Below are 13,305 nucleotides of genomic sequence, written 5' to 3'. Positions count from 1 at the left end.
TTTTGAGATTTAAAATGTAAACTGAGTTCCAAAAGTTATAGTACGTAATGGCGGAAGTGCCAATCCCTGTGTTTCAGGATCAAGACCTTTATACTTAGTAAATGTTACTAAGTTTTGTCCTTGAATCGAAAGTCGGATACTCTGCAAATATTTCTTTGTTGCCTCATCTAAAGGAATTTGGTAAGAAGCACTTACATTTTTAAGTTTTATATACGATGCATCTATAATTGAGGCATTTGATCCCATATAATCATAGAAACTATCTTGAAAACCAGAGCTTAAAACATTTCCCTGCGCTAAATAATGATTATACTCATCCACTTGAAAATTTGCAGTGCTGTAAGGATAACCTGGTTGTGCCCCGGTGTCCGTCATTAAAGTTGTACCATCCTGTTTTACAAATTGAAATAAAAAATCAAGAGTAAAAGCCTTATAGCTAATCGTATTGGAGATACCGCCATAATATTGCGGATAAGTTGGTCCATAATATTTTCTGTCTCCTCTGCCGGTTTCTGCAAATCCGCTGGAGATTCTGCCGTCTCCATTTTTATCTTCAAATTGAGCAATTCCATCTGCATCAACACCTGTAAAGTTGTATAAATATCTGCCGCCTAAAGGTTTTCCAACAACATATTGAGAATAGTAGCTGGTAAACTCTATTCCAGAAAATGATACTAATTTGTTAGAATTGGTTGAAATATTAAAAGAAGTTGACCAGTTTAAATTTTTAGTATGAATATTTGTTGTACCAAGGGTAAATTCCCACCCTTTATTTTCAACTTCAGCCGGTAAATTTGCCGTATAAGTTGTAAAACCTGCCTGTGCACTAAGGGTATAGTTTACCAATTGGTTACTCGAAGTATTTTTATAATAAGCTGCGGTAAAAGAAATGCGGTCGTTTAGGAAACTTAAATCAAGTGCCGCTTCAAATTTCTTTGTTAATCCCCATCTAATGTTAGGGTTTGCAATTCTAGCTGCTGTCATTGAAGCATTTCCGCTTCCATATGTACGAGTGTCAAAAGTATCAGCATATTGGTAATCTCCAATAGCATCGCTTCCAATTTCACCATAACTAGAGCGTAGTTTTCCAAAGCTTAACCATGAAAGATTGTTTAAGAATTTTTCCTGTGTAAATACCCAGGCTGCACCAACAGAACCAAAATTTCCAAAACGATTATTCGCTCCAAAACGGGATGAGCCATCTCTTCTAAAGTTAACGTTTAGTATGTACCTGTTTTGAATATTATAGTTTAATCTGCTGAAAAGGGAAATGTACTTATATTCAACACTTCCATTGTTGGCAGTAATGCTTTCTGCAGTTCCTAAGTTACCAATTAAATTATCTGAGCTGTAACCATTTGAATTCACATAAGAAGGCATCTCTGATTTTCTATTCTGCAATGAACCTCCAACAAGTGCTGTTAAGTTTCCTTTCCATAATTCTGTTGTATAATTAAGCTGAGGCTCAACAGTAAAATTATTGGTATTATTAGTTGAAACCGTATAAGATCTTTGAAAGTTTACATTACTGCCGTTTGCTTCAGCATAAACATGATTAACTGCCGATCCTGGCATAAATTGTTTGGTCTGCATTTGAGCTCTTCCATATCCTAGATCTGTTTTGAAAGAAAGTCCTTTTGCAATTTCGTATTGAAGATTAAAGCTGGTAATTAAATTGAGTCCTTTATCGTCTACTCTCTTCTCTAGAGCGGCAAGAGGATTTATATCACTAAAATAGTCTGGTGACCAATAATAGCTGCCATCTGCATTGTATAAAGGACGGTTAGGAGCAGTGCCGACCGCATATGTTGTGATATCAAAAAATGGTAGTTTATTATTATCTGTAGCAAAAATTACCGAAGCACCAATTTTTAATCTCCTGTCTAATGTGCTGTGATTAATATTAAAATTAGTAGAGAATTTATCATAGCTAAAATCTCCAGGCACAACCGTAGTTTCTTTATGGTAAGCACCACTCAAAAGGAAATTCGTTGTTTCGTTCCCGCCTTTTAAAGATGCCGAATAATTATTAAAGTTAGCAGTTCCTCCAATTAATTTTTTCTGCCAGTTTGTATAAGCATTAGGATCCCAGTCTGTAAGGGCAATACCGTTACTGCCAACATCAGCAACATCGCCGTTATTATTCAAAGCAGTCTGCAGCATGTTCAGGTAAGCGGGAGTATCTAATGTTTTGACCATATGTGCTACTTCCGAAACTCCAGAGTTGGTAGTTATGGTAAACTCAGTTTTTCCAGACTTGCCTTTTTTAGTCGTAATCAGTACAACACCGTTTGCACCTCTTGAACCGTAAATTGCCGTTGCATCGGCATCTTTTAAAATTTCGATGCTTTCGATATCATTTGGATTAATGATGTTTAGCGGACTTGTTGATTTTTGAGCTCCTCTAATCACATTTTGATCCTGCACCTGTTGTTTAATGTCGTCTCCAATGTATGGAACTCCATCTACGATATAAAGAGGAATATTACTGCCTTCAATAAAGTTTCGCCCGCGGACACTAATATTCATATCACTTCCTGCATAACCCGAAGTCTGCGTTACAAAAACGCCAGGAGTTCTTCCCTGCAGCGTTTGCAGAATATTGGTTATCGGTTGTTTTTCAATATCTTCAGATGTAATTTTCACTACAGACCCAGTTGAAGTTCTTTTTGTCGTTGTGCCGTAACCAATCACTACGATTTCATCTAGTTTAGCCAGATCGGGCTGCATTTTAATGGTAATAGAGGTTTGGTTTTCAACGGTAACCTGTTGTGTTTTATATCCTAAATAAGATACTTTCAGCACGTGTTTCCCTGCTGGCAGTTCGATGTAAAACTGACCATCAAAATCTGAAACGCCCTGTTTATTGCTTCCTACAACTGCAATAGACACACCCGGCAGAGGCAGGCCATTTTCATCCAGCACTTTACCATTTAGCATGTAATTGGCTTCACTGTCATCTGTTTTTGATGCTGTGGTTTTAGGAGTTTCTTTTTTATAAATGACAACGTTTTTATCTACTTGTTTGTAAACTAAATTACTGCCCTGAAATACGGTATTCAAAATATCACTAACACTGCGGCGTCCTCGTGGTGTAGTTACTTTTGGAAAATCTTTTATGATCTGCGGCTGATAAGCAAACAGTAGTCCCGTTTTATTTTCTATTGTCTTAAATAAAGTTTTAATGTCTTGATTATGAAGTTCAATATCAACAGATATCGATTCTAAATTCTGACCGCTCATTTCGGTAGCAAATACCATTGGAGTGCCGCAGGTCAGTAAGAAAATGTGGAATAAACTGATTCGCATGATCATAATGGTTTTTTTTGACAAGTGAAAAAAAGATGATTTCTTTTCCCTGTCAAACATGGTTGTTTTACAGCGTAATTTCATAAATTTGCTTGTTTTTTAATGGTTACTGGATTAATTGTTAAAAATCTTGGCCATCTGGTGTAGGAGCTGGATGGCTTTTTTAGTTTTGGTTTTGGGTTGTTTTTCTTCGTTTTTTAAGGTTAATATTTATTTTTCTCAGCTTTCTAAGTAGGAGATTAGCCAGCCTGATTACTAGTTATTATGTATTCTTTACTCTTTACTCTTTACTCTTTACNTTCTTTATTCTTTATTCTTTATTCTTTATTCTTTATTCTTTATTCTTTATTCTTTATTCTTTACTCTTTACTCACACCCTTTGCCATCTAAAATAACAGCGCCGGCTTTGTCGTAATGATATTCTGTTTCTAGAACACTTGAGATTACTTTTAAAACATGATCCAAATCTTCTTCATTTAAGAAACTCGCGGTTATTCTGCAGTTTTTAATTTTTTCATTCTGTATTAAGATCTGAACTTTATATTTCTGAGAAATTAATGCAGCAGCTTCGGTCATATTAATATCATCCAGAATCAAGTAATTACTTTTCCACTCCGTTACAACAGCAGCGTTGATATTATTCTGTTCAAAATTCAAAGTGTTTTTGTTGACTTTAATCTGCTGGTTCGGAGTAATCACACCATAGACTTTTTGAGTGTCTCCAACCTGAACTTTACCACGAGTAACGGTAACTTCGATATTGTTTGAAGAATTTTTGGCATTGATATTAAAAGCAGTACCTAAAACTCTAGTCTGTACCTTACCCGTATGTACAATGAAAGGTTTTTCTTCGTTGCGTTTAATGTCAAAAAAAGCTTCTCCCGTCAGTGTTACTTCGCGAGTTTTGCTGTTAAAAGAATTTTGATCGTATTTTAAACTACTGTTGTCATTTAAAAGAACCGTACTGCCATCAGGAAGGTGTACCAACTGTTTACCGCTGAAATCAATTAAAGTGTTTTCTGCTATAACTTCTGGTTGAACAGCTGGGGCAGGCAGAGAATTATTTTTTGTAAAAAAGAATGAATTTCCAACAGCGATCAAAGCAATAATACTAGCAGCCGCAAATACAAATTTCAAAACTGTTCTTCTGCTTTTTTTCTTAGGATTTAAATCTAAAACTTTATGTTCGTTTTGCGGTTTAGATAAAATGTAGTTTAGAATATCATCTCCCTGCTTTTTATCCATTACTTCAGTAACGTAATCGTTTTTCAGCATATCATGAAGTTTTTCTTTTAGAAAATCATCATGGGTTCCCTGCTGAATTATTTCCATCATTTGCTGCTGTTCTGCATCAGATAGATTATTCTGCAGGTAGCCTTCAAATAACTCTTCGAATTTTTTTTGCTGCATTGTTTAGTAAATTAAATTAGTACTTGTTTGTAAATGATAGATTGGGTTATTCTTCTTTTTTTTCTTTTTTCAGCCCTTCTGATTTTAGGGATAAGACATGTTTAATGTGTCTCTTTATTATAAAGACCATTTAAAAAAGGGGAGGGAGTAGTGAAATGTAAAAAAAAAGTAAAAAAAAGGTAAAATAATAGCCAATGAGGCTTTTTTGAGAGAAAAAACTTTAATCTATAATTTAAAAAATAGAAGAAACGTCATGAACATATTCATGTACGGAGAAATTTTAAGACGTATAAATTTTAGAGCCTGCGCCATATGTTTTTTTACAGTCTCAGTCGAAATGCCCAAACTTTCACCAATTTTTTGATGACTCAAACCGTCCAATTTAGCCATTTTATAAACTTTCTGTTGCTGCGGAGGAAGCTGTTCCACAATCTGGTTTAAAATTATATTGTACTGCTCGTCTTTAATTGAGGTATCTGTATCTATAAAGCCGGTCTCTTTTAAATTAATTTCTGATGCTAAAGTAGCTTCTCTTGCAATTTTCTTAATGGAATTGAACAAATGATTGCGCGAGATGATATAAAGATAATTTTCAAAATGATCTATTTCAGACAAAGTTTCACGATTCTGCCAGATCTTTAAGAAGATATCCTGAACAGCTTCTTCTGATAAAATTTTTGATTTAGTAATTCTAAAAGCAGTAGAATAAACAGTATTTTTATACTGATTGTACACATTTGTAAAAGCAAGCTCACTTCCTTGAGATAATTCAAGAAGAAGTTTTTTTTCGTCAATATTTGAATTTTGAGCCATGCTTTAGGTAAGAATCAATTCAGCAATATTATTTATTTTTTTTCAAATAAAGATTATATATCAAGAATATGCATTCAAAAATGTTGTTTTACGATTTTATTGAAGAAAATAATAAATTATTGTAAAAATAAACATCTCTATTTTGCATAAGATTCATTGCAAGTTATTGTAGTGTTTAAATTATTGTAGGTTAAGTCTTGTTTTAATTGAGGATTAAACAAAATGTAATAAAAAAAGTATTTTTTATTGAAGGATATTTATAAAAAGTATAGATTTGTTTTTTTTCAGACCCTTCTTTTTTTGCAAGAAAATTATTTTAATTCTTTAATTTGATTTTAATTATGAAAAAGAAGTTATTTATATTACTTAGTTTATACTGCAATGTGATTTTTTCGCAAGCAGTAAAAAAGCCTTTAGTTTCTGCAATTACGGTAAAAGATCTTAAAACAGATATGTACCAAATGGCGGGAGACCACTTTAATGGGCGCGAAGCCGGTACTTTAGACGAGTTGAAAGTATCTGTTTGGCTGGCAGAAAAAGCAAAACAAGCTGGAATGTCTCCTGCAGGAGACGATGGTACTTTTTTCCAGTTTTTTGATTTGTACAGGCATCAGGTTACAAACTACACCAAATTTAAGATTGGTCAAAAAGAATTCAAATTGTGGAGTGAGGTTTTAATTGCAGAAACCACAACCAATAAAGTTGAAGCTCCCTTACTTTATTTAGGAAAAATTTCACCAGAAGAAATTAAAAAAGTAGATGTAAAAGGAAAAGCTGTTCTTTTGCTTGCATCGAAAGACGGGATTTCCGAAGACATTTCTCTTTTTGAAAGACGCTATCCAGGATTTGTTAAGCAGAAGTATTATGAAGATCTCGCTTATAGAGGCGCTGCAGCTCTTATCATTATTGCAGATGAATTTGGAGAAAAATGCTGGTCTCAAGTGGAGCCGCAGATGAAAAGAGGTGTTTATGGTATCGAAGGTTATCGCGACAAAATGCCTGTGCCCTCTAGAATGCCTGCTTTTTGGTTGCATAATGATCAAATTGATTTTCTAAAAAACACGAAAGAGAATTTATCAGCCGAAGTCATTTCTGAAACTTATAAATATCCTTCAGTAAATGTTGTTGGAAAAATCGAAGGCACAGATCCCCAATTAAAAAATGAATATGTTCTTTTTAGCGGACATCAAGATCACGACGGTGTGCGTCAAAAATATGGACAAGATTCAATCTACAATGGAGCAGATGATAACGCAAGTACTTGTGTCGCCATGCTTGCCATTGCGAGAGCTTATAAAAAACAACCAGCTAAGAGGTCTGCATTATTTGTATTTCATGGTTCAGAAGAACGCGGATTATTAGGTTCTAGCTGGTATGCTTCGCATCCTACAGTGCCTCAAAAAGATATAATCGCAGTTTTAAACGGAGATATGATAGGAAGAAACGATATCAATCAAGCGGCATTATTGGGTTCAAGTGATCCTCATCAAAATTCTCCTGACCTGGTTAATATCGCTAAGAAAGCAAACGAAGAAGGTCCTAAATTCGAGCTTGATAAACTTTGGGACAGACCTGAACATCCTGAATTCTTTTATTTTAGGTCGGATCATCTTCCTTACGCTCAAAAAGGAATACCAGCTGTTTTTTTTACCAGCGTACTCCACAGTCAATACCATACACCAATGGATGAGTCTGAAAATATTGATTTCGCCAAACTTCATAAAATGACAGATTGGATATACCGCACCGGCTGGATATTGTCTAATAACCCTGATAGACCTAAACTCATAGTAAACAAAAAGACAAAAGAATAATTCTTAGTATATAATTTTGAAATTATACAGCTCTGCATTCAATAATGTTGGAAGATCATTTAAAGTAAATTTAGATGATCTTTTCATTTTATCATTAGTCGCCAAGATTAGTAATTTTTATACCTAACAGTCGATAAGTATTGATTATACTGTGATTTTGTATATTTGCGGTCAGTTTTTAATATACATAACTCAATAATGTTCAAATTTTTACCTCTAGATCCAAAAACGGTTTTTATGCTCTATTTTTGGGGAAACTTATTTATTTGTATTCTTATTTTTAGTTATGCCTTTTCGTATGCTACAGCAGAGAATAAGAAAAAATTAAAAACATTTGGATATGGAAAAATATTACTGACTATTGGCTGGGTATTTATTTTTTTAAGAAACGTAGCTCCAGATTTTATCTCGATAAACCTTGCCAATACTACCATTCTTGCAGGCGCTTGTTATGAAACGATCGCAATAATGTCTATGATTAAAACCAAATTTTCAAGACGTTATCATTTGCAAATTGGTATTACAGTTGTGACAATGTTGGTTTTTAATATTTCAACGTTTTTAGAAAGTACGATGAATACTCGTATTTTGATTATGTCCCTCGGAATATTTGCCATTTATCTGCCGCCAACAATTAGTTATTTTAAAGAAAAAAAGAATAATTTATTCCGTATTTTTTACCTGCTTTGTTATGTTTCTTTTGAAATTTTAATCTTTTTGCGAGCGGTTTACAGCTATATAAATCCACAGAAAAATTTTTTCAGACCAAGTATTTTTGACAGTTTATATAGTATCGGCTTATTTTTATTAACCCTCATTGGTACGGTTGGATTTTTATTATTAGTAAAAGAAAAACAAGATCTTAGAATACAGAAACTTCTAAGAGATAAAAACTTATTCTTTTCTATTATTGCACACGATCTAAAAGGTCCATTGGGATCGTCGGTTGCATTATCAGAAGTAATGTCGGAGGAAATTGACACGTACAGCCGTGAAGAAATTAAAGAGATTACCGAATTGCTGCACGAATCAAACAAAAATATTTACAAGTTGCTTGAAAACCTTTTGGATTGGTCTAGGGTGCAAACTGGAATGATGGAATACAATCCTAAAAAAGTAATCTTAAATAAATTGATTGAAGAAAACATCGGACTTAATAAAAACGCTGCATTAAATAAAAACATTGACATTAAGTTTGAATCAACTGAAATTATTGAAGCTGATCTGGATAAAGATATGATAGATACCGTTTTGCGAAACTTGCTGACCAATGCAATTAAATTTACAGATCATCATGGTGAAATTATAATCAGGATGCAAAAGTCCAATCAAAAAGTTGAAGTTTCAATTAAGGATAATGGTATAGGAATTCCAGACAACATAAAAGAAAAACTGTTTAAAATCAATGAGAAAGTAATCCAAAAAGGAACAGAAAATGAAATCGGAAACGGACTTGGATTATTACTTTGCAGTGAATTTGTAAAAAAACATAATGGCGAAATTTGGGCTGAAAGTAAACTCGGAAAAGGAAGTACTTTTAAATTTATCTTACCATTAAAAAGACAAAATCACTAGAAATCTCCTGTTTTATAAGCAGAACTGGTTTTTTACTTATCTTTATAAAATAAATTTATAATCATGACCATACAACAATTAAAATATATTGTAGCGTTAGACGAAGAAAGGCATTTTGCGAGAGCTGCTGAAGTATGCATGGTTACACAGCCAGGTCTTACAATTCAATTAAAAAATCTGGAAGAAGAAATAGGCATCAAAATTTTTGATCGTAATAAAGTACCCTTAACACCTACAATACTAGGAGTAGAAATTATAAACCGAGCCAAAAAAATACTACGTGAAGCCGACGAAATACGTGATTTTGTAGTAAATGAAAAAAACTTATTAGAAGGAGAAGTTAAAGTAGGAGTAATTACAACATTATCTCCATATCTGATTCCGTTGTTTATTAAGGCAATGAAAGAAGGGACTCCAAAAGTGCATTTTATTATAAAAGAAGCCAATACAGGACAGTTAATGAAAGATCTGGAAACTGGTGCCTTAGATGTGGCTTTAATGGCAACACCAACAGGAAACCCAAATTTAATTGAACATCCAGTATTTAAGGAACCCTTTGTAGCCTATCTGAATAAACTTCATCCGATGATTAAAGATGAATTTTATGAAATGCAGCCAGGAGATAAAACAGAGTTATTGCTGCTTCATAGTGAGTTTTGCTACAATGCGCAACTGCTCGATATCTGCGGTATAAAATCACCAGGAAAAATAAAAGAACAATTTACTTACGATATTAGTTCGATCGAAACTTTAAAAAATCTGGTTCATGCACAATTGGGTTTTGCCATTATTCCAGAGCTTTCTATTCTTAACGAAAAAGATTTGGGACTTTTTAAACCTTTTAAAGAACCAAAACCAGTACGAGAAATAAGTTTAGTAGTTTCAGATTCCTTTTCAAAGAAATTACTGCTGGAAAAAATGAACGAAGCGATCTGGAATTGTCTTCCGGAATCATTAAAAAAAGACTTCGCTTACCGTAAAATAAGATGGAACGATTCTCCTTATTTTGTGAAATCAGTAAGTGATTTTATAATGCAAAGTAAAAAAGCCTGACCGTAAAGTCAGGCTTTTTTAAGTATTATTCTTAGTAAGCTTCTATTTTAATTTGCTTATGCATTTAGTGTTACTGCTAAAGTAATTTCAGTATTTAATAATTTAGATATCGGACAAATTTCTTTTGCTTTTTGAGCTGCTTTTTGAAAATCTTCTTCTGAAATTCCTGGAACTTTACCATTAAGTATTAATTGTATTAAAGTTATACTTCCATCTTCAAAAGTCACTTTAGCTTCTGTACTTAAATCTTCTGGAACAAATCCGGCTTCAGAAAGCAAAAAGCTTAACTGCATAGTAAAACAACCAGAATGTGCCGCTGCGATTAATTCTTCAGGATTCGTTCCCACGCCTTGATCGAAACGAGTTTTAAAAGACAGCTGGGCATTATCTAAAGTAGTACTTTGTGTACTGATAGTTCCTGTTCCTTCCATTCCTGTACCTTTCCAATTTGCGTTTGCTCTTCTTGTAAATTTCATGTTTTCTATTTTTTAAAAGTTATTTTTTGATTTCAAATCAGTTGTTTGATTTTGATGAGACAAATTTATGGCGGTCTGTGTTATTAATCAAATTAATAATTTTTACTACTTATAAAAATAATTTATAATAATATCTTTTTTCAATTTTATTTAAAACAACAAAGCCTTTAAACGTGCTTGTTTAAAGGCTTTGTTGTTTTTTAAATTTTAATACTATTTGTCAAGTAATAATTCTTTTCCTGTAATATTTATTCGGCCAGTTTGAATATCGCTCGAACCATCTGGCTGTTTTCCTCCAATTGAGATCGTAAACCATCCTGGTTCTACAACACGTTGTTTTTTCTTATTGATTAAAGATAATTGTCTCGAATTAATTGTAAAACTAACTGTTTTTGTTTCTCCTTTTTTAAGATGAATTCGCTCAAAACCTTCTAACTGACATATTGGTCTCGGAGTAGAGGCTTTTTCATCTTTTATATACAATTCAACAACTTCATCTCCATCGCGGTCACCAATATTGGTTACATCAACCGATGCTTTTAAGTCTGTTTCTGCAATTGCATTTGCAGGAATTTGTAAATTGCTGTACTTGAATTTAGTATAACTCAAACCAAATCCAAAAGGATAAAGAGGATCTTTTGTAAAATAGCGGTACGTGCGGCCTTTCATGTCATAATTTTCAAAATCTGGCAGCTGGTCTACAGATTTATAGTACGTAACAGGTAATCTGCCGGCTGGATTATAATCACCAAAAAGTACATCGGCAATTGCATTACCGCCTTGCTGTCCTGGATATCCAGCTGTTAAAATAGCAGGAATATTATCATTTGCCCAATTTATAGAAAGAGCACTTCCGTTTATTAAAACTAAAATAACAGGTTTTCCAGTTGCCTTTATTGCTTTCATCAATTCTTCCTGATTTGCTGGTAAGTTAAGGCTGGTACGGTCTCCGCCTTCAAAACCATCCGCTTCCACTTTCATTTCTTCACCTTCCAAACGTTCATTTAATCCCAATACCAAAACCACAGCATCCGCTTGATTGGCAGTTTGAACCGCTTTTTCTAATGCATTATCTTGTGGTTCCGCCCATAAAAGCTGCGCAATTGCATCGCCATAGAAATTTTGGTATTTCACTTCAATCTTGTATTTTTTTCCAGCTTCTAATGTAATTTTCTGCGGACGAATTCTCGGATGATGATTGTTTTTACCGCCAGTAGTTTTCCCCGTTTCAATATCTATGGTCATAAAAGGTTTTGACCAGTCAGAAATATTGTAAATTCCTGTTTTTGGAACCGTTATATAACCAGACCATTTTACACTATAATTTCCCATTTTCATACGCGGATCAGGTGTGTTAATGTCCCAATGAAAATCTATATTGTCATCATTACGAACAAAAAGTGGTTTTCCCTGCCATTCAGTGTTATCAAAATATTCTCCTGTTAAGCCTTGAGTTCCATTTTCATTTTGAAAGTAAATAGACGGAATAACATTCATTTCAGGAACACCTTTCGCAAGGTCTGTTCCCTTTGCATACAATACCTTTGCACTAGGTTCAATTTTGTTTTGAATCCCCTTAAGCACAGTAATTGGATTGCTCGGAACACCGCTGTAATTTCCCCATAGTGACTGTATATCATTTGCGTTTGGTCCAATTACAGCAATTGTTTTGATGTCTTTAGAAAGCGGTAATGTATTATTTTGATTTTTTAAAAGAACAATACTTTTTTGAGAAGCTGTACGAGCAAGCCAGTCATTTGCAGAATTATTATTTACGGAGTAGGGAATTTGAGCATAAGGAACAATTTCATCAGGATCAAACATTCCTAATTTAAAACGAGCGGTAAACAAACGTTTTATGGCAGTATCAATATCCGCTTCTGTCAGCAATTTACGGTCAAGCGCTTCTTTTAGTGATTTATAACTGCTGCCACATTCTAAATCTAAACCTTCTTTTACTGCTAGAGCCGAAGCAGAAGCCGCATCATTGGTTATTTTATGATATTTCCAAATATCAGTTACAGCACCGCAATCGGAAACGATATAACCTTTAAATCCCCAATCATTTCTAAGGATATTGAATAAAAACGGACTTGCACTGCATGATTCGCCTCTAAATCGGTTGTAAGCTCCCATTACAGAATAAACATGGCCGTCTTTTACCAGAGTACGAAAAGCAGGAAGATACGTTTCATAAAGGTCAATATCACTCACATCGACATTAAATTGATGGCGAGATGGTTCTGGGCCAGAATGAACAGCAAAATGTTTGGCAGTAGCAATTACTTTAAAATATTTTTTATCAGTACCTTGAAGTCCGTTAACGTAATTAAGTCCGAGCTGGCTGGTTAAAAAGGGATCTTCTCCATAAGTTTCATGTCCGCGTCCCCAGCGCGGGTCACGAAAGATGTTAATATTAGGGGACCAAAAAGTCAATCCCTGATAAATGCCATGCTGTCCTCGTCTTAAATATTCATGATGTTTGGCACGCGCTTCATCAGAAATAGCACTCGCAACATCAAAAATTAACTGTCGGTCCCAAGATGAGGCAATAGAAATAGATTGCGGAAAAACGGTAGCATATCCTGCACGCGCAACACCATGCAGTGATTCGTTCCACCAATTGTATTCTGGCACGCCCAGACGATCAATAGCAGGAGCTGAATCCATTAACTGATTTATTTTTTCATCGATTGTCATTCGGGAGACCAAATCGTCAACGCGTTGTTCAATAGGTAAATTTGGATTTTTAAATGCAGCGTTTTCTTGTGCAAAAGTGTTTAATGCAAGGAAGTTTAGCATAAACACAAGTTTGTATACTTTTTTCATTGAATTGTGTGAGTGGTTTTGGGTTT

At 34.1% G+C, this 13,305-nt stretch carries 8 protein-coding genes; 3 read left to right on the top strand and 5 right to left on the bottom strand.

Annotated features, from left to right (window positions below):
- Positions 1 to 9: 9 nt before the first annotated feature.
- The 3 genes from ASE40_RS07840 to ASE40_RS07830 form a co-directional block, all read right to left on the bottom strand.
- On the bottom strand, positions 10 to 3,315 hold the full coding sequence (locus ASE40_RS07840; RefSeq protein ID WP_157848505.1) for a TonB-dependent receptor: 3,306 nt from the start codon (positions 3,313 to 3,315) through the stop codon (positions 10 to 12).
- A 360-nt stretch (positions 3,316 to 3,675) separates the two neighbouring features.
- Complete coding sequence (locus ASE40_RS07835) at positions 3,676 to 4,719, bottom strand: FecR family protein (RefSeq protein ID WP_057116391.1); 1,044 nt, start codon at positions 4,717 to 4,719, stop codon at positions 3,676 to 3,678.
- A gap of 225 nt (positions 4,720 to 4,944) precedes the next feature.
- Positions 4,945 to 5,532, bottom strand: a complete 588-nt coding sequence (locus ASE40_RS07830; protein ID WP_057116390.1) for an RNA polymerase sigma factor — start codon at positions 5,530 to 5,532, stop codon at positions 4,945 to 4,947.
- A gap of 341 nt (positions 5,533 to 5,873) precedes the next feature.
- On the opposite strand from ASE40_RS07830, the gene ASE40_RS07825 reads away from it, so the two are divergent.
- The 3 genes from ASE40_RS07825 to ASE40_RS07815 all read left to right on the top strand — a co-directional run bounded on the left by ASE40_RS07825 (position 5,874) and on the right by ASE40_RS07815 (position 9,974).
- On the top strand, positions 5,874 to 7,346 hold the full coding sequence (locus ASE40_RS07825) for a M28 family peptidase (RefSeq protein ID WP_057116999.1): 1,473 nt from the start codon (positions 5,874 to 5,876) through the stop codon (positions 7,344 to 7,346).
- 237 nt (positions 7,347 to 7,583) lie between these two features.
- Positions 7,584 to 8,921 carry a sensor histidine kinase gene (locus tag ASE40_RS07820; RefSeq protein WP_166669285.1) on the top strand — a complete coding sequence of 446 codons (1,338 nt, stop codon included), beginning with the start codon at positions 7,584 to 7,586 and terminating at the stop codon, positions 8,919 to 8,921.
- A 63-nt stretch (positions 8,922 to 8,984) separates the two neighbouring features.
- Positions 8,985 to 9,974 carry a hydrogen peroxide-inducible genes activator gene (locus ASE40_RS07815; RefSeq protein WP_057116388.1) on the top strand — a complete coding sequence of 330 codons (990 nt, stop codon included), beginning with the start codon at positions 8,985 to 8,987 and terminating at the stop codon, positions 9,972 to 9,974.
- Between the two features lie 56 nt (positions 9,975 to 10,030).
- Here the strand turns inward: ASE40_RS07815 and ASE40_RS07810 are convergent, their stop codons facing one another.
- Both ASE40_RS07810 and ASE40_RS07805 read right to left on the bottom strand, forming a co-directional pair.
- On the bottom strand, positions 10,031 to 10,450 hold the full coding sequence (locus ASE40_RS07810) for an OsmC family protein (RefSeq protein ID WP_057116387.1): 420 nt from the start codon (positions 10,448 to 10,450) through the stop codon (positions 10,031 to 10,033).
- Between the two features lie 213 nt (positions 10,451 to 10,663).
- The gene (locus ASE40_RS07805) at positions 10,664 to 13,252 is read right to left on the bottom strand and encodes a glycoside hydrolase family 3 C-terminal domain-containing protein (RefSeq protein WP_241774344.1); all 2,589 of its coding nucleotides are present in this window, start codon (positions 13,250 to 13,252) and stop codon (positions 10,664 to 10,666) included.
- Positions 13,253 to 13,305 lie beyond the last annotated feature (53 nt).

The organism is Flavobacterium sp. Root935, assembly GCF_001429295.1.
In the GTDB taxonomy this organism is placed as follows: domain Bacteria; phylum Bacteroidota; class Bacteroidia; order Flavobacteriales; family Flavobacteriaceae; genus Flavobacterium.
This window is presented reverse-complemented; position numbering and strand designations above follow the sequence as displayed.